This window comes from Chromobacterium subtsugae, assembly GCF_035919665.1.
Taxonomy (GTDB): Bacteria; Pseudomonadota; Gammaproteobacteria; order Burkholderiales; family Chromobacteriaceae; genus Chromobacterium; species Chromobacterium subtsugae.
The window spans coordinates 4167349-4183835 of the sequence record NZ_CP142381.1 but is presented as its reverse complement, the minus strand read 5'-3'; the positions used below and the strand labels follow the sequence as shown (position 1 = coordinate 4183835).

General features: G+C 65.0%; 13 protein-coding genes and 2 tRNA genes. 6 read left to right on the top strand and 9 right to left on the bottom strand.

The genetic code is table 11. The features are described from left to right. Window positions 1-64: 64 nt before the first annotated feature. The 5 genes from U6115_RS19875 to U6115_RS19855 all read left to right on the top strand — a co-directional run bounded on the left by U6115_RS19875 (window position 65) and on the right by U6115_RS19855 (window position 3303). Window positions 65-1198, top strand: coding sequence for a homogentisate 1,2-dioxygenase (locus U6115_RS19875; protein ID WP_043580311.1), 1134 nt, complete (start codon window positions 65-67; stop codon window positions 1196-1198). Between the two features lie 175 nt (window positions 1199-1373). Continuing rightward, complete coding sequence (locus tag U6115_RS19870) at window positions 1374-2351, top strand: fumarylacetoacetate hydrolase family protein (protein ID WP_043580314.1); 978 nt, start codon at window positions 1374-1376, stop codon at window positions 2349-2351. After that, window positions 2344-2988 (top strand): maleylacetoacetate isomerase, encoded by a 645-nt coding sequence (gene maiA / locus U6115_RS19865; RefSeq protein WP_043580316.1) that lies wholly within the window; start codon window positions 2344-2346, stop codon window positions 2986-2988. The genes U6115_RS19870 and maiA overlap by 8 nt, the downstream gene beginning before the upstream one ends. Window positions 2989-3144: 156 nt before the next feature. Further along, window positions 3145-3220 (top strand) — tRNA-Phe (locus tag U6115_RS19860). Between the two features lie 7 nt (window positions 3221-3227). Next, window positions 3228-3303 (top strand) — tRNA-Phe (locus tag U6115_RS19855). A gap of 97 nt (window positions 3304-3400) precedes the next feature. Here the strand turns inward: U6115_RS19855 and U6115_RS19850 are convergent. From U6115_RS19850 to U6115_RS19825, 6 genes are all read right to left on the bottom strand, one after another. Beyond that, the gene (locus U6115_RS19850) at window positions 3401-4936 is read right to left on the bottom strand and encodes a WD40/YVTN/BNR-like repeat-containing protein (RefSeq protein ID WP_146008443.1); all 1536 of its coding nucleotides are present in this window, start codon (window positions 4934-4936) and stop codon (window positions 3401-3403) included. Between the two features lie 428 nt (window positions 4937-5364). After that, window positions 5365-6552, bottom strand: coding sequence for an MFS transporter (locus tag U6115_RS19845; protein WP_043580319.1), 1188 nt, complete (start codon window positions 6550-6552; stop codon window positions 5365-5367). A 157-nt stretch (window positions 6553-6709) separates the two neighbouring features. Continuing rightward, window positions 6710-8098 (bottom strand): protein-tyrosine phosphatase family protein, encoded by a 1389-nt coding sequence (locus tag U6115_RS19840; protein ID WP_052258388.1) that lies wholly within the window; start codon window positions 8096-8098, stop codon window positions 6710-6712. A 70-nt stretch (window positions 8099-8168) separates the two neighbouring features. Next, window positions 8169-8573, bottom strand: coding sequence for a CesT family type III secretion system chaperone (locus U6115_RS19835; protein WP_043580321.1), 405 nt, complete (start codon window positions 8571-8573; stop codon window positions 8169-8171). A 112-nt stretch (window positions 8574-8685) separates the two neighbouring features. Then, complete coding sequence (locus U6115_RS19830) at window positions 8686-9669, bottom strand: hypothetical protein (RefSeq protein WP_043580323.1); 984 nt, start codon at window positions 9667-9669, stop codon at window positions 8686-8688. Between the two features lies 1 nt (window position 9670). Beyond that, window positions 9671-10111 carry an InvB/SpaK family type III secretion system chaperone gene (locus U6115_RS19825; protein ID WP_052258389.1) on the bottom strand — a complete coding sequence of 147 codons (441 nt, stop codon included), beginning with the start codon at window positions 10109-10111 and terminating at the stop codon, window positions 9671-9673. 194 nt (window positions 10112-10305) lie between these two features. Between U6115_RS19825 and U6115_RS19820 the strand changes: the two genes are divergently transcribed. Then, entirely contained in the window at window positions 10306-11103 is a 798-nt protein-coding gene (locus U6115_RS19820; RefSeq protein WP_043580325.1) for a Cof-type HAD-IIB family hydrolase, read from the top strand. 76 nt (window positions 11104-11179) lie between these two features. Here U6115_RS19820 and ptsG read toward each other — a convergent pair whose 3' ends face one another. The 3 genes from ptsG to U6115_RS19805 all read right to left on the bottom strand — a co-directional run bounded on the left by ptsG (window position 11180) and on the right by U6115_RS19805 (window position 16473). Beyond that, complete coding sequence (gene ptsG / locus U6115_RS19815) at window positions 11180-12943, bottom strand: PTS glucose transporter subunit IIBC (RefSeq protein WP_043580327.1); 1764 nt, start codon at window positions 12941-12943, stop codon at window positions 11180-11182. 172 nt (window positions 12944-13115) lie between these two features. Continuing rightward, window positions 13116-15629, bottom strand: a complete 2514-nt coding sequence (gene ptsP, locus U6115_RS19810) for a phosphoenolpyruvate--protein phosphotransferase (protein ID WP_043580329.1) — start codon at window positions 15627-15629, stop codon at window positions 13116-13118. 445 nt (window positions 15630-16074) lie between these two features. After that, window positions 16075-16473, bottom strand: a complete 399-nt coding sequence (locus tag U6115_RS19805) for a DoxX family protein (protein WP_043580331.1) — start codon at window positions 16471-16473, stop codon at window positions 16075-16077. Window positions 16474-16487: the final 14 nt, after the last annotated feature.

The window sequence follows — 16487 nt, the reverse complement described above, 5'->3', positions numbered from 1 at the left end:
GCGCCGCTTATACCTTGCAATGCGCCGGCCAACGCGGCATGGCCGGACGGACAGGACATCAAACATGCGTAAATGGATCAGTTACCCGCACCGCGAAGGCACCATCTCGCGGCAGGCCCACGCCGACTTTCCGGCCGAGGCCATATACGAGCGCGAAGTCGGCCGCAGCGGCTTCTTCGGCCCGGCCACCCATCTGCACCACAAACACCCGCCGACCGGCTGGAGCGCCTGGGAAGGCCCGCTGCGTCCGCGCGCCTTCGACCTGAACGAGCTGCCGCACGGCGCGCCGGCGCCCTGGGACGCGCCGCTGGTGTTGCACAACGCCCAGTGCAAGCTGCGGATCTGGCGCTGCGAGCAGGCGATGAGCCAGCTGTTCCGCAACGCCGACGGCGACGACCTGCTGTTCATCCACGCCGGCAGCGGCGAGCTGTTCTGCGACTACGGCCACCTGAGCTACCGCGACGGCGACTACATCCTGGTGCCGCGCTCCACCAGCTGGCGCATCGAGCCGGCCAGCCCGACCACCATGCTGCTGGTCGAGACCAGCAACGGCGCTTACCAGCTGCCGGAAAAAGGCCTGGTCGGTCCGCACGCGATCTTCGACGAGGCGGTGCTGGACGTGCCGGCGATCGATGATGTCTTCAAGGCGCAGCAGACGGAGGACGAATGGCAGGTGGTGATCAAGCGCCGCGGCGCGCTGTCCATCGTCACCTATCCGTTCAATCCGCTGGATGCCATCGGCTGGCACGGCAACAATTCGGTGGCGCGCGTCAACTGGCGCGACATCCGCCCGCTGATGAGCCACCGCTACCATCTGCCGCCGTCGGCCCACACCACCTTCGTCGCCGACGGCTTCGTGATCTGCACCTTCGTGCCGCGGCCGATCGAGTCCGACCCGGGCGCGCTGAAAGTGCCGTTCTATCACAACAACGACGATTACGATGAAGTGATCTTCTACCACGCCGGCGACTTTTTCAGCCGCGACAACATCAAACCTGGCATGCTGACCTTCCACCCGGCCGGCTTCACCCATGGCCCGCACCCGAAGGCCTTCGCCAAGGCGATGACCGAGCCGAAGAAATTCACCGACGAAGTGGCGGTGATGATAGACGCCCGCGACGCCCTGGAGCAGGGGCCGGGCCTGGCCAGCGTCGAGTGGCAAGGATACGTGGACAGCTGGAAGCCCAAGCCGGTTTGAGGCCAGCGCCGCAGAGCGGCCCGACCTTGGCGCCGAGAGGCTTGCGGTACGATGGCTACCGCTGAGCTTCTCCCGCCGACCGAGGCCCGCTCGCGGCGCAAGCGCGCTCAGGCCAAGCCGGAAAATGGATATAGAGGAACGGCCCGCAGCGGCCGCTAGCAGAAAGAACATCAAGATGAAATTAGCCACTTATCACAACCACACCCGCGACGGACAGCTGATGGTGGTCAGCCGCGATCTGACCCGCGCGGTGGCCGTTTCCGCCATCGCCGCCACGCTGCAGGGCGCGCTGGACAACTGGGCGCAGGCCGCGCCGCGCCTGCAGGAAGTCTACGCCGCCCTGAACCAGGGCAAGGTGCCGGACGAGGTCGCCTTCGACTCCGGGCGCTGCCTCAGCCCGCTGCCGCGCGCCTACCAGTGGGCCGACGGCAGCGCCTACCTGAACCACGTCGAGCTGGTGCGCAAGGCGCGCGGCGCCGAGGTGCCGGAAAGCTTCTACACCGACCCCTTGATGTACCAGGGCGGCTCCGACGCCTTCCTCGCCCCGACGGCCGGCATCCCGCTGCGCGACGAGGCCTGGGGCCTGGATTTCGAGGGCGAGGTAGCGGTGGTCACCGGCGACGTGCCGCTGGGCGCGCCAGCCGATGAGAAGCACATCCGCCTGCTGATGCTGGTCAACGACGTGACGCTGCGCAATCTGATCCCGCCTGAGCTGGCCAAGGGATTCGGCTTCTTCCAGAGCAAGCCGGCCACCGCCTTTTCACCGGTCGCCGTCACGCCGGACGAGCTGGGCGACGCCTGGCAGGGCGGCAAGGTGCATCTGCCGCTGTTGGTCGACTACAACGGCGCGTTCTACGGCAAGCCCGATTGCGGCGTGGAGATGCAGTTCAGCTTCCCGCAGCTGGTGGCGCACGTCTCCAAGACCCGCGAGCTGGTCGCCGGTTCCATCGTCGGCTCCGGCACCATCTCCAACAAGGACCGCAGCGTCGGCTCCTGCTGCCTGGCCGAGCAGCGGATGATAGAAACCATCGAGCAGGGCGCGGCGAAGACGCCGTTCATGAAGGTGGGCGACACGGTGCGCATCGAGATGAAGAGCGCGGCCGGCGACAGCATCTTCGGCGCCATCGAGCAAACCGTGGTCGCCCATGGCTGAACGCGTCCTGTACGGCTACTTCCGCTCCAGCGCCGCATACCGCGTCCGCATCGCGCTGAACCTGAAGGGACTGGCTTACCAGTATCGGGCGGTGAACCTGCTCAAGGGCGAGCAGCGCAGCGCCGACTATCTGGCGATCAACCCGTACGGCCTGGTGCCGCTGCTGGACGATGGCGGCGTGCAGATCACGCAGTCCTTGGCGATCTGCGAATACCTGGACGAAGCCTATCCGGACACGGCGCGGCTGCTGCCGGCCGAGCCGGCGGCGCGGGCGCGGGTCCGTTCGATCGCGCTGGCCATCGCGGCGGACATCCACCCCTTGCAGAACCCTAGGGTGGGCAAGTTCCTGCAGGCCGAGCACGGCGCGAGCGAAGAGGGCAAGACCGAGTGGATCCGCCACTGGATCCGCACCGGCTTCGACGCGCTGGAGCGGCAGCTGGCGCAGACTGCCGGCCGTTATGCGGTAGGCGACGTGCCGACGCTGGCTGACGTGTGCCTGCTGCCGCAGGTATTCAGCGCGCGCCGCTTCAGCGTGGACCTGGCGCCGTATCCGACCATCGTCCGCATCGCGGAGGCGTTGGAGGCGTTGCCGGCATTTGCCGACGCGCATCCTGCCAAGCAGCCGGACGCGGTGTAAGTGTTTGATCCGGCAGCCCGGGCGCGTTGAGCGGCCGGGCTGTTTGTGTTTTCAGGCGGAGGGCGAGCCGTTTTTTGCAATTATGCCTTGACTCAAAAGCCGTCCTCTGATTAAATGCATGGCTCTGACAGCGCGACAGCGCGGGCAGACAGATGTGGCCAGTTAGCTCAGTTGGTAGAGCAGCGGATTGAAAATCCGCGTGTCCGTGGTTCGATTCCGCGACTGGCCACCACAACTTAGGCCAGTTAGCTCAGTTGGTAGAGCAGCGGATTGAAAATCCGCGTGTCCGTGGTTCGATTCCGCGACTGGCCACCAGATTACGACGCCCAGCAAGCAATTGCTGGGCGTTTTCCATTTGGGATCGGCTTAATTCGAGGCGGACCGAAACGGTCCGCTTGGCGCTGCTTAACGGTCAGTCCTTTGTGTTATTTTGCCTTGAGTCGTAGCTCGTGACTTCAGTACTCCAGGTAGCTCCTCCATCATTCGAATATTGGATGTCCTCAACTCCGTTAATGCTATTCGATACGCTGATCAGGCCTGCCGTCGGCATGACCCAGATGTGATCGCGCAATATCAGCTGATCGCTGTAAATCTTGCTCCAGTTGCTACCATCGTCACTGCGGTAAATGCCGGTATCGCCGAATACGCCACCGCTTTCCAAAATCTGGCCTGATGGCAGAATGATGGGAGCGGAAGCTTTGACGGTATAGGGGGAGTGAGTTTCTTTCCAGTTGGCTCCGCAATCTGAGCTGTAATGGGTTTTGGCGAATACTCCCGCAATTCCTAAGCCTACCTGAGTTAGCACGCCGACCGACTTTGTCGGTCCACCGGCCACTGCGATGATATAACGCTTTTCAGGAGTATCATTTTGGCACCATTGCTTTTGCGCATAGTCATAGCAGGCAATCACTCGGACCGAGCTTGATGCATAACCAATACCGCCAGGATAGTGCCATAGCCATAATATTCCTGCCGGATTTTCTCTTGCAATTTTCCAGTTTCCATTTTCCAATTGATTGGATTCATACAAGGATACTTTTCCAGGCAGCTGGACTCCGACAAACCAGTGTTTTTGATCTGGAGAACTGTCTATGAAGAAATAATTTCCAAGAGGAAGATTTCCTCGGTCGATAGGCAAGGTTTTGCCATCCATGCGCACTTTGAAAAAACTACCGAACTCACCGACGGCAACCGCCATATAGGGCTGGATGGGATAGGGAGTGGTGAATAGAATGGAATTGAGTTCGCCAGTTCTTCCAATCAGTTTCCAGTGGCCAGAATCTTGGCGTACCAATATGCTGCCAAACCTTGACCCGCCTATTATCCTATGATCAGCTAATTCGCTAAAGCCGCCAGCCCCTTGCGGTCTGCTGAGCGCGTATGCCTCAATGCGGTCTGTTGGCTCGGTTTTCAGCCAGCCTGTTGATGAGGCTTGTTGATAGAGACTTTGGTATGACGGCGCCGCAAGCGCTACTAATTTTCGGTTGTCTTTTTCATGAAGACTGCGTCCAAAGGCTACTTTGTAGTTGATCGCTGTCAGAATAAGTCGACCAAGATCTGAGGTTTTCCCTGGTTCAACGCGAAAATCTCCAACTAGCTCTCGCTGTCCTGGAGATACTGACAAAAATTTCAATTGAGCACGCAAGTAGTCAAGCTTATAGGTTCCAGCTGGAAGGGTGCCAATATAAAGTGCAGTATCTTTTGAGAGGCCTGGAACGATATTCTTGAGCTGATATTTTTTATTAAATCCTGATGTGGGATCCTCATTTCTGGTCAGTTCAATAAGCTCAATGGGCGGTACTTCACCAGTATTGATTGTGAGCGATAAGATGACAGTTCCAGATTGGCTATCTGGTTTTTCATTTAAAGGATCGCCAGCGAGCTGTGTGCTTGTGCATGCGCTCAATAAGGTTAGAGTCAGAAGACTGGCTAATAAACGGGTTTGCATGTCAATATCGCTTTCTTCTATGTTTTGACTAGCATGGATAGGCTAGTCTGATGTGCGAATTCACGGTTATGGGCTACACGCTACTGGAGTAGTCCGCTGAGTGGATGAAATCCCGCGGTTTAGGAGTTTCATGAAAATTGTATCGTATTGTCGCATCGGATTGCGGGGCAGATCCGAGGTGATATCGAGTGGTCCACGTGTCGGTCGTGAGTATGGATATTCGTGAGGGATTGGACGTATCGATGCAATGTGTAAGCGAGGACGGAGCTGTATGCGCCTCGTGGGCTGCAAACTATGCTTGTGCAGGCTTGTGAGAGCATTAAAATTTCTCAGTGTGAAATTCTATATACAGACAGGATGGATTTGCCAGAGTCAAAAAGCCACAACTCATGCGGGTTCGGCCTTTAACATTGCTTCAGGCAGGACTTTCAGCAAGCGCTTTTCGTGGGTACTACGCGCGGTTGCAAGGCTGCGATCGATAGCGAGGCGAGGCCAGCCGCCAGCGCCAGGCTCAGGCCGGCCCGGGCGCCGTAGGCGTCGGTCGCCAGGCCGCACAGCGAGGCGCCGCCGGCGACGCCCAACTGGATGCCGGTGACCAGCCAGGTCAGGCTTTCGGTCAGACGCGCGCGCGGCACGGCCTTTTCCACCATTTCCATCGCGACGATCAGCGTCGGCGCGAAGGACAATCCCGACAACAGCATCACCGCCGCCAGCCATATCACATTCGGCGCCAGCGCGATCAGGGTGGAACTGGCCGCGGTGGCCAGGCAGCAGCCCAGCAGCAGCCTACCCAGCGGCAGAGCCGGCTTGAGCGCGCCGAAGGCCAGTCCGCCTATGCCGGAGCCCAGCGCGTACAGCGCCAGCACCCAGCCGGCTGCGGCGGGCTGGCCCTGCGCCTTGGCGAAGGCCACCGAGGCGACGTCTATGGTGCCCGCGATGGCGCCCAGCGTGCCCATCAGCAAGGCCAGAACCGGCACCGGCCGCAGGAAGAGCGCCGGACGGCGGCTGTCCGACGTGATGGGATGGGGCGGCGGCTCGGTGGCTTTCTGGCGTAGCAGCGCGGAAACACTGAACAGGATCAGCAGCGCGGCCAACAGCGGGCCGGCTTCGGGAAACCAGGCCATGCACAGGCCTATCGACAACGGCGGACCCATGACGAAGGCGGTTTCGCTCAAGACGCTGTCCAGCGCGAACGCTGTCGGCAGCAGCGGCTGGCCTTCCAGCAGTCGCGCCCAGCGCGCGCGGGTCATCGCCGGGATGCTGGGCAGGCAGCCAGCCGGCGCCGCGCACAGGTACAGCGTCCACGCCGGCGCGTGCAGATGGTTGCACAGAATCAGCGCCAGCAGCGCGCAAGCGCCGATGCCGGTGGCCGGCGGCAGCACCCGGCTTTGGCCGTAGCGGTCGGCCAGCCGCGATACCTGCGGCGCCAGCAGCGCGGAGGCCAGCGTCAAGGTGGCGGCGACCGCGCCGGCGAGGCTATAGCTGTTACGGCTCAGCGACAGCATGGTGATGACGCCGACGGCCACCATGGTGCCGGGCAGGCGCGCCACCCAGCCGGCCAGCGCAAGCTCGGCGACACCCGGCGTGCGGAACAACTGGCCGTATCGATTGCTCATGGATTCTCCTTGCGGCGCGGCGGCGGGATGTGGGGGGCAATGGGTCAAGCTATCCGTCCCTTATGTCTTTGTCAATTTGCGGATGATAGGCATTAGGCTGCCGGCAGCCATGAAAAAAGCACGCCAACAGGCGTGCTTTTTCCGTTTGCCGGCAGGCTTAGCGCGGATGGCGGGGCGGCAGCGGCGGGGCGGTATTGGCGTATATCGGCTGATTGCCGGCGGCGGCCGGCTGGGAGGCGACGACGGCGCGGCCCTGTTGTTGGGCCAGGTCGGCCAGCGTATTCAGCTGCTCCGCCGTCTGCACCATCAGGTGGTTGCGGCTGCGGCGCATGTCGCCGACGATGGACTCCAGACTGGACGCGCCGGGCTTCAGCAGCTCGGTGGCGGCGATCAGCTGGCCGGTACGGCCGACGCCGGCGCGGCAGTGGATCACCGGCAGCAGCTTGTCCGGGTCGTTCAGCGCGCTGCTGTTGCCGCGCTGGTAGACGCCGATCTGCTTCTCCTTCACCGCGTTGACGTGTTCGGCCAACGCTTTCAGAGCGACCGGGCCTTGGGCGCCGAAATCAGCCCAGTTGGGCACGTGCAGCACCGGGATGGAGATTTTCTTGCCGCCGCCGTCCTGCACCGCCAACTGGTAGGCGCGCACTTCCAGGCCGCCCGCCAGTTGGCTATGGCTGCCTTCGCGCGCGCTGACGGCCACCTTGCCGTATTGGCCGCTTTGCGAGAAGTAAGGCGGCAGCGGATTGCCGCCGCCCTGGCTCTTGGCGATGTCGTGGTCGGAGGCCAGCACCACCAGCACCGGAGTGCGGTTGGCGGCCAGCATGCCGAAATAGCTCTCCAGCTGGCCCGCCGTCGGATATTGGCTGGCGATGGCGACATTGGCGCCGCCCACCTGCACGCGGTTGGCCGGCAGCTGCGCGCCGTCCGGCGCCCGCACCAGGGTGGCGGCGGCGGTGGGGATGTCGCGGAAGCGCGCGCCGGCCAGGTCATTGATGAAGGCCGCGCCGCTGGCGGCCGGGCCGGCTTGCTGTTGCAGCTGGCTGAACAGGCCGACGCGGTTGTCGCTGCTGCCCAGCGCGCGCGCCAGCGCGGCCTGCGGGTTTGCCGGCGCGGCGGCGGGCTGCGGCGCCAGTTTCAGATGCTGCAGGCCGCGGCGCTGGCTCAGCGAGGCGGCTTCCTGGCGCGGCGGCTGCTGGTCAGCCCAGCGCAGATGCGGCTTGGCGCCGGCGTCGGTCCGCTGCGCCAGATCCTGCGGGCTGGGACGGGTGTGGCTGTTGGCGCGGGTGTTCAGCCGCGTTACCAGGTCGAGCAGGCGGATGTCGCGCGGGCGCTCTTGCGGCTCCAGCAAGTGGTTCTGGCGCAGGAACTGCTGCGCGCGGCGGGTCTGGTCCGGGTGCAGCAGGTAGGAGCGGCCGGTGTAGACCACCAGGCTGCCGTCCTTGCGGATGCCGATGCGGGCGCTGTCGGCCTGCAGGCCGGCGCCCAGTTCGTTCAGCTGGGACAGGTTGGGTCGGATCATGTGAATGCCGGTGTGGATGGTGCTCATCTGGCTTCTTTCTTAGCGGATTGCCCAAAGGGCTTATGGCGGCGCGGGCGAGCGGCCCGGCGCCGGAGATTCAGCGCGCGGCGGCGGCGCTGTCCAGCAGCGCTTCGGCGCGGGCGATCAGCGCGTCGAAGGCGGCGGCGAGCTGCGGCAGGTCGAGGCCGCGGCACGGCAGGCGCAGCCAGCAACACAGCCGCTGTTCGGCATCCAGCGCCGCTACCGGCTGCCAGGACTGGCCGCACAGCTGGTTGCCGCGCAAAGCCTGCGCCAGCAGCGGGTCGGCGTCACGCAGCGGATGTTCGCCCAGCTCGGCCTGCATGAACCAATGGTCTTGGTCGATGGCGCCCAGGTGGACGGCGAAGCGCTGCTCCACGGTCAGGCTGATCACTTCCTGATGGCTGGCCGGCACGATGGCGTCGAAGCCCAGGTGTTGCAGCAGTTCATTGGCGCAATGGTGGAAGGCGGCGAGGTCTGGCATGGTGCGGAATCCTGGCCCGGTACTGGCGGGCGTTATCATGTAAATGAGCGAATTCTTATTCAGCCGACCAAAGCCGGCTTCCAGAATTCGCTCATGACGACGCAGACGCGGCTTATTTGCGCGGAGTGAATACCTGCTTCAGCTCCGACGCCCGGCTATCGGCGGCGCCAGGCAGGCGGCGCGAGCTGTGGCCGATCTGGCTGAAGGTCACGCCGGCGCCGTGGTAGCCGGCGACCTCCGGCTGTTTGAAGCCCTGCTTGGCCAACTCGTCGCTCAGCGATTGGGCGAAAGGCTGGCTCAGCACCGGCCGTTTGCCGAACAACTGCAGGAAGCCCGGGCGCGGTCCCAGCGCCGGCGCGGCGGCGCGGCCCAGGTCTGCCGGGTGGAAGGAGGTCGGCTCGCGGGTGTCGGCGCTGAAGCAGGCGGTGGCGCGGAAATCGCGGAAGGCGCGGTCCAGGCCGCCGGCCGCCAGCTGTTGCGCCACATCGGCGGACGTGGCCTTGCCCTGGGTCACCTGCTGGTCGGCCGCCAGGATGTCCATGCCCGGGCCGCCGTGGCCGACGATGTAGATCTTGTCGCGCTGCGGCTGCAGCCGGCCCAGCTCCGCGCCGTGCTCGTTGCTGCGGATCTCCATCCGCTGCAGCACGTCGGCCTGGCGGGCGAAGGTGGCAGAGGCCTGCATCGCCTTGTCGAATTCGGCCGGGCCGATATGCTGGCGCAGGACGTCTTGCGACAGATTGTGCTGTTGCTGCAATTTGCGGATTTGGTCGGGAAACAGCGAGCCCTTGCCGCGCAGATCCTGAACCTGCTGCTGCTGCAGCTGCTGCAGCCGGACCTGGGCCTGGTCGTCCTGCGCGATCAGCGGCAGCAGTGGTTTGCCGTTTTGCTCGCGCACCAGGTTCTTGCCCAGGCTCTGGGTCACCACGTCGCCGGCGGCGAACGGCGCGTAGATCACCGCCTGGCGCGACGATGTCGGGCCGGGGAGCGGGCTGCTTGTCAGCCCGGTTGGCTGGCCGGCGCGCGGCGCGGCCGGGGTGGAGGGCGAGGCGGCGCGCTGGGCGCCGCCGGCGTGGGAAATCGTGGTGATGCCCGGCATGTCATTCTCCCGTCAGGTTCAGCGTCTGGTACAGCGCGCGCAGCCGCTCGATGAAAGCGGCCAGCACAGGCTGCAGCCCGCCATCGCGGCTCAGGCAGTCCAGCCTCACCAGCGCTTTCAATTCATAACCGTGCTCGCCGCGTCCCAGCGCGAGCTGGCCGCTTTCCACGTCTTCCACCGGCTCCAGCAGGATGGCCAGCGTCTCGGCCGCCATCGCGTGCAGCCTGGCTTCGGACAGGCCGGGCAGAATGCTCCATACCCACAGGCGGTCGTCCAGCGCCGACACCATCACGTCGGGCAGCGCTTGCAGCTGGATGGCGAGGGTGGCGTGCTGGTCCAGGTCGGCCAGCCGTTCTTCGGGGCAGCCAAGCTGGATCACGGCCTGGCGCAGCAAGGCGTCCAGGCTGGCACCGCTGTGGGCGGCAAGGGAAAGCGGGTTCATGCGGCGGGCTCCTGGCCGGCGCGAAAGGGCCGGCACGGTTGCCAGCTTGCCCGCGGCGGCGGGCGCCGGCTTGCAAAAAACGTCCGCGCCAGAATGGGCCGCATTGGCGTTTACGCAACTCGCGGCGCTGCCGTCAGTCTGATTGTTAGCGCTATCAGCGTATAATCAAACACTTCCGCCGCACCGGAGTTCGCATGTCTTACCGTTTCATCGCTTCAGATCTCGACGGCACGCTGCTGGACCAGCACCATGCCGTCAATTCCCTCACCGCCGCCACCTTGCAGAGCCTGGAAGCCCGCGGGGTGCAATTCGCGCTGGCCACCGGCCGCCATCACCTGGATGTGAAGGGCATCCGCGACGCGCTGGGCGTGCGCGCCCACCTGATCACTTCCAACGGCGCCCGCATCCACGACCCGGACGGCAGGCTGATCCACCGCCAGGACATCGCGCCGCAGCTGGTGCGGGCGCTGGCGCAGCCGGAATACGCCGCCGGCTCCATCCTCAATTTCTATCTGGACGACGAGTGGCTGATCGATCAGCCCTGCCAGTCCTTCCTCGACATGCACCGCGATTCCGGCTTGAGCTACCGGGTAGACAATCTGGCCGAGCATGACGGCGTCGGCGTCGGCAAGGTGCTGTACATTGGCGAGCACGCGCACCTGCTGCGGGTGGAGGAGGCGTTGCAGCGGCGCTTCGGCGACCAGCTCTACATCACCTTCTCGCTGGAGAACTGCCTGGAAGTGATGGCGGCGGACGTCTCCAAGGGCCACGCGCTGCGGCTGGTGCTGGGCCGGCTGGATATCGATCCGGCGCATTGCCTAGCTTTCGGCGACGGCCAGAACGACGTGGAGCTGCTGCGCGCCGCCGGGCATCCGCGCCTGATGGGCAATGCCCATCCGCGGCTCAGCAGCGAAATGCCGGACGCCCATCGCATCGCCAGCAACGCTGAATCCGGCGTGGCGCAGCACCTGCGCGAATTGTTCGCGCTGTGATCCCGTCCGCGCCGGCCGGCGCGGCAAAAAAAACGCCAGCGCGAAGCTGGCGTTTTTGTTGGCGCTAAGACCGGTTTCAGGCTAGCAGCGCTGCGGCCAGCGCGGCCGCCTGATCGCCGACGATCAGGTGCAGCGTGCCCGGCGCGACCTGCATCACCGCCATGACGCCGGCGGAGCGGGCCGCGGCTTCGTCGAAGCGGGCGGCGTCCTTCAGTTCCACCCGCAGGCGGGTGTGGGCGATGGCTTCCACCTTGCCGAGGTTGGCGTTGCCACCCAGCGCCTGCTTCAGCGCGGCGATATCTGCCTTGGCGGCAGCCGCCGGCGCGGCGGGAGCCACCGCGACAGGCGCGGGGGCCGCAAGCGGGGCGGACGACAGCTCGGCATCGCTGCCGGCGCTGCGCAGATATATGTCCATATCGGTTTTCAGGTTTTCCGACAGCGGCCCGAAAATGGCCTGGATGCCGTTGCCGACCACCACCACGCCGGAGGCGCCCATGGCTTTGAGCTTGGCTTGGTCAACTTTGGCGGTGTCCTGCACCGAGATGCGCAGACGGGTGATGCAGGCGTCCAGCGTGCGGATGTTGGAGCGGCCGCCGAAGGCCAGCACCAGTTCGCGCGCGCGCTGGTCTTCGCTGACGGCGCCGGCGGTTTCCAGGCTTTCATCTTCGCGGCCCGGGGTTTTCAGGTTGAACTTGGCGATCACGAAGCGGAACACGCCGTAGTAGATCACGAAGTAGATCGGGCCGAGGATGAACACATAGCCGGCGTGCTTGGCCTTGTCGCCGATCAGGTTGAACAGCACGAAGTCGATGCCGCCTTGCGAGAAGGTGAAGCCCATGTGCATGTCCAGCGTGTTGGCGATGAACTGGGCCGAGGCCACCAGGCAGGCGTGGATGAAGTACAGCACCGGCGCGACGAACAGGAAGGAGAATTCGATCGGTTCGGTGATGCCGGTGAGGAAGGACGCCAGCGCGGCGGAAATCATCATGCCGCCGACCTTGGCGCGGTTTTCCGGCTTGGCCGAATGCCAGATGGCGATGGCGGCGCCGGGCAGGCCGAACATCTTGAAGAAGAAGGCGCCGGCCAGTACGCCGGCGGTGCTGTCGCCGGCGAAGAAGCGGTTGATGTCGCCATGCACGTGCTTGCCGGTGGCGTCGACGAAGTCGCCCATTTCAAAGAAGAACGGCAAATTCCAGATATGGTGCAGGCCGAAAGGGATCAGCATGCGCTCGACGAAGCCGTACACGGTGGCGGCGGTGCGCGGGTCGCTGACGGCGGCCCAGTGCGAGAAGGTGGCGATGCCTTCGCCGATCGGACGCCAGATCACCGACAGCACCGCGCCCAGGCCGATGGCGCTGATGGCGGTGATGATGGGCACGAAGCGCTTGCCGGCGAAAAAGCCCAGGTAGGTGGGCAGATTGATCCGGTAGAAGCGGTTGAACAGATAGGCCGCCATGCCGCCGGCCAGGATGCCGCCGAACACGCCGGTCTGGATCGACGGCAGGCCCATGATGGTGGCGGTTTTCACGCCCATCAGGCCGGCCATCACGCCCAGGGTGACGGTGGTGACCAGGTGGCCGATCACCGCGGCGATGGCGGCGACGCCATCGTTCTCGGTGAAGCCGAGCGCCACCGCGACAGCGAAGATCAGCGGCAGGTTGCCGAAGATCACGTCGCCGGAGTTCTTCATCAAGGACAGGATCGCCAGAGCGACGCTGTTCGTGGTGTGGAAGTCGGTCGCGCCGATGCCGAGCAGCAGGCCGGCGACAGGCAGCACCGCGACCGGCAGCATCAGCGATTTGCCTATCTTCTGCAGAAAAGCGAATGATTGACTAAACATGATTATTATCCTGCTTTGACATGCTTATGGAATGTCGAGCGGCTGTGACGCCGTCCCCTCTATAAAGCCCTAGGCGCGCCAAATCCGCTGGCATGGCGCCGGACGGCACCGGGTCGCCCCGATGGTCTCCCCGTCCGGCGCCGCGGACTTTGCCGCGCCGAGGCTTATTCTTTTAACGAGCGTGTTGGTTCAGGTGGTGGCGGACGTCGGTGACGGTGGACAGCGCCAGCACGGCGCGGGCCAGCTCGCGGCACTCGTCCAGGCTCCAGCGCGCCAGCGTGGCTTTCACCGAGGCGACGGCCGGAGTGCTGACCGACAGCTCGGTGACGCCCATGCCCACCAATAGCGGCGCGGCGCGTTCGTCGGAGGCCAGGCCGCCGCAGACGCCCACCCACTTGCCGTGGGCGCGCGCGCCGTCGCAGGTCATCGCTATCATGTTCAGCACCGCCGGGTGCAGCGCGTCGGCCTGCTTGGCCAGCTGCGGATGGCCGCGGTCCATCGCCAGCACGTACTGGGTCAGGTCGTTGGTGCCGATCGAGAAGAAGTCCACCTCGGGCGCGAAGCGCGCGGCCAGCACCGCGGCGGAAGGCACTTCCACCATGATGCCGACCTTGACGTCGGCGACGCCCAGCGCGGCTTGCTCTTCGGCCAGCACCGCCTTGGCGGCGCGCAGCTCTTCCAGCGAGGCCACCATCGGGAACATGATGTGCAGCTGGGTCAGCGGAGCCGCTTGCAGAATGGCGCGCAGCTGGGTGCGCAACAGGTCGGGACGATCCAGGCTGACGCGGATGCCGCGCAGGCCCAAGAAGGGGTTGTCTTCCTTCGGCAGCGGCAGGTAGGACAAGGGCTTGTCGCCGCCCACGTCCAGCGTGCGCACCACCAGCGGACGTTCCTTGCCCAGCGCCTCGGCCACCGCGCAGTATTCGGCGGCCTGCTCGGCCTCGGTCGGCGCGGTGTCGCGGTTGTCGAACAGGAATTCGGAACGCAACAGTCCCACGCCCTCGGCACCCTTGGCCACCGCTTCGCGCGCGTCGGCGGCGTTGCGGATATTAGCCACCACGTCGATGCGCGCGCCGTCGCGGGTTTGCGCCGGCTGCATCGAGCCCTTGGCTTCGGCGGCGCGGCGCTCGGCCAGGCGGGCGATCTCGCGCTCGGCGGCGGCCAGGTCGTCGGCGCTAGGCGCGATGGCCAGCGTGCCTTCGCTGCCGTTGAGAATGACCTGGCGGCCTTCCGGCAGTTTCAGCGCGGCCTGGGAGATGCCGCAGATCGCCGGAATGCCCAGCGAGCGCGCCAGGATGGCGACGTGGCTGGTGGCGCCGCCGGTGCGGGTACAGAAGCCCATCACCTTGGACGGATCCAGCGCGGCGGTGTCGGAGGGCGCCAGATCCTCGGCGATCAGGATGGAGCCGGCCGGCAATTCCAGCGCGGCCTGCTTGACGCCGGCCAGCAGCGCCAGCACGCGGCGGCCGACGTCGCGGATGTCATTGGCGCGTTCGCGCAGCAGCGGGTTGTCCTGCGCCTCCAGGCGGGCGGAGTAGGCGCTGAAGGCGGCGCGCCAGGCCCAGCCGGCTGACTTGCCTTCGGCCAGGCCGGTATAGGTCAGCGCCAGCAGGTCGGGGTCCTGCAGCAGTTCCTGGTGCATGGACAGGATGGCCTGCTTGGCCGGGTCGGACAGCTGGGCCTTGACCAGCTCGATCTGGGCCGCGGCCTCTTCGGCGGCGCGGGCGAAGGCCTGCTGCTCGACATTGCCGCCCTTGCCCTGCTCGGGCACGTCGAATTCCTGCAGACGGTGATGGACGATGCGGCCGATGGCGATGCCGGGCGAAGCGCCGACGCCGGCCAGCTGGCTATCGCTATCCTGTTGCTGGATGGCGATCGGCGCGGCGGCCGGGGCGGTCGGCGCCTCGTCGGCCTTCTCGCCGCAGCGCTCGTTGAGCAATTGGGTGAGTTCGGCGATGGCGATGGCGGCGTCGGTGCCCTGCGCGCGGATGCGCACCGCGTCGCCCAGCTTGGTGGCCAGGCCCATCACGGCCACCACCGATTTGGCGTTGGCCTCCTTGTCGGCGAGGATCAGCTGGATGTCGGAGGAGAAACTCTTGGCCTTGCTGGCGAACACCGCGGCCGGGCGGGCGTGCAGGCCGGCCGGGTTGCCGATGGCGATGGCGGCCGACAGCTGCGGCTCGCCGCTCTGGACTTGCGCCGCGGCCTGGCCATTGGCCAGCGTCAGGCTGAGCACCACGTCGCGGCCGGCGTTCACCATGCCCTGGGCCGGCTGCATGCTGTGCACGCTGTCGCCATTGGTGACGATGATCTGGGTCAGCAGGCTGGCGGCGCGGCGGCCCACCTGGTCGATGTCGAAGTCGATCACGGCCTGGCCGGCGCTGACCTGCTGGCCCTGCTCGACCAGCGGGAAGAAGCCTTCGCCCTTCAGCATCACGGTGTCGATGCCGATGTGCACCATCACTTCCACGCCTTCGGCGGTGGTGATGGTCAGCGCGTGATGGGCGGAATGCAGATTGCTGACCACGCCGGCCACCGGCGCCAGCAGGCTGCCGGAGGTGGGGTCGAGCGAGATGCCGTCGCCGACCATTTTGCCGGCGAATACCGGGTCCGGGACGCTGTCCAAGGGGACCAGCCACCCGGAAAGGGGGGCCAGAACGTCGAGTCTTGGTGCGGTGGTGCCCATGAGTCACTCCTCAATTCGTGGATAATTCCAGTCGTTTTATTACGAGCGTCAATCAAGCCGATTAGTTTTGTTCCAGCGGGCGGCCCCTTGAGCTTCTACTGGGGCCTTGGCTTGTTCTGACAAGATTCCGACAATTATATACAGGCTTTCGCCAGGCAGCCGCGGCGACCTGGCTGATGCGTATCTTGCCAACTTTGTAGTTAAACTACAGACAAATCACGCAGCAGCTTGATGGCAATCAAGAAAATGTGCAAGTCAGAATTGTCCGGATTGCATGCTGCGGCGCAACATCCATTTCGGCTCTATGGAAATAGCGCTTGATTCTTGCGGGCTTGGCGAAAATGCGGGTCGGGAAGGCGTTGTTGCATTTTTGTATGGCAACTCTAAAACGGCGGCGGCAATGCGAAAAGCCCGCCTGGACGGCGGGCCTTGGGGGATGGATTGCTTATCGGGCGGCGGATTGGCTGCGGGCCGGTTCGCCCAGCAGGAACAGCGCCAGCGACGCGGCGATCAGGAAGGCGGGATATTCCCAGCCGCCGCCCTCGTTGGTGAACATCCAGCCCTTGGCGCCGTGCACCAGCGCGATGGCGCCGAGCAATTGCGGGATCAACAGCAGCGCGACCCAGCGCGCCTTGACGCCTGCCAGCAGCAACAGGCCGCCGCCGATTTCGATCACGATGGCGACATAGCCGAAGAAGCCGGGCAGGCCCAGGCTGGCGAAGTACTCGGCGGTGCCGGCGGGAGTGAACACGAACAGCTTCAGCGCGCCGTGGGCGAGATACATCAGGCCGAGGGACAGGCGCAGCAGCAGGGCGGCGAGCGCGGGGTTTTGCAGTCGATTCATGAAAAGCTCCAGGT

Coding starts and splice junctions, on each gene's coding strand:
- U6115_RS19875 (WP_043580311.1), top strand. CDS start 65: ATGCGTAAATGGATCAGTTACCCGCACCGCGAAGGCACCATCTCGCGG.
- U6115_RS19870 (WP_043580314.1), top strand. CDS start 1,374: ATGAAATTAGCCACTTATCACAACCACACCCGCGACGGACAGCTGATG.
- maiA (WP_043580316.1), top strand. CDS start 2,344: ATGGCTGAACGCGTCCTGTACGGCTACTTCCGCTCCAGCGCCGCATAC.
- U6115_RS19850 (WP_146008443.1), bottom strand. CDS start 4,936: ATGCAAACCCGTTTATTAGCCAGTCTTCTGACTCTAACCTTATTGAGC.
- U6115_RS19845 (WP_043580319.1), bottom strand. CDS start 6,552: ATGAGCAATCGATACGGCCAGTTGTTCCGCACGCCGGGTGTCGCCGAG.
- U6115_RS19840 (WP_052258388.1), bottom strand. CDS start 8,098: ATGAGCACCATCCACACCGGCATTCACATGATCCGACCCAACCTGTCC.
- U6115_RS19835 (WP_043580321.1), bottom strand. CDS start 8,573: ATGCCAGACCTCGCCGCCTTCCACCATTGCGCCAATGAACTGCTGCAA.
- U6115_RS19830 (WP_043580323.1), bottom strand. CDS start 9,669: ATGCCGGGCATCACCACGATTTCCCACGCCGGCGGCGCCCAGCGCGCC.
- U6115_RS19825 (WP_052258389.1), bottom strand. CDS start 10,111: ATGAACCCGCTTTCCCTTGCCGCCCACAGCGGTGCCAGCCTGGACGCC.
- U6115_RS19820 (WP_043580325.1), top strand. CDS start 10,306: ATGTCTTACCGTTTCATCGCTTCAGATCTCGACGGCACGCTGCTGGAC.
- ptsG (WP_043580327.1), bottom strand. CDS start 12,943: ATGTTTAGTCAATCATTCGCTTTTCTGCAGAAGATAGGCAAATCGCTG.
- ptsP (WP_043580329.1), bottom strand. CDS start 15,629: ATGGGCACCACCGCACCAAGACTCGACGTTCTGGCCCCCCTTTCCGGG.
- U6115_RS19805 (WP_043580331.1), bottom strand. CDS start 16,473: ATGAATCGACTGCAAAACCCCGCGCTCGCCGCCCTGCTGCTGCGCCTG.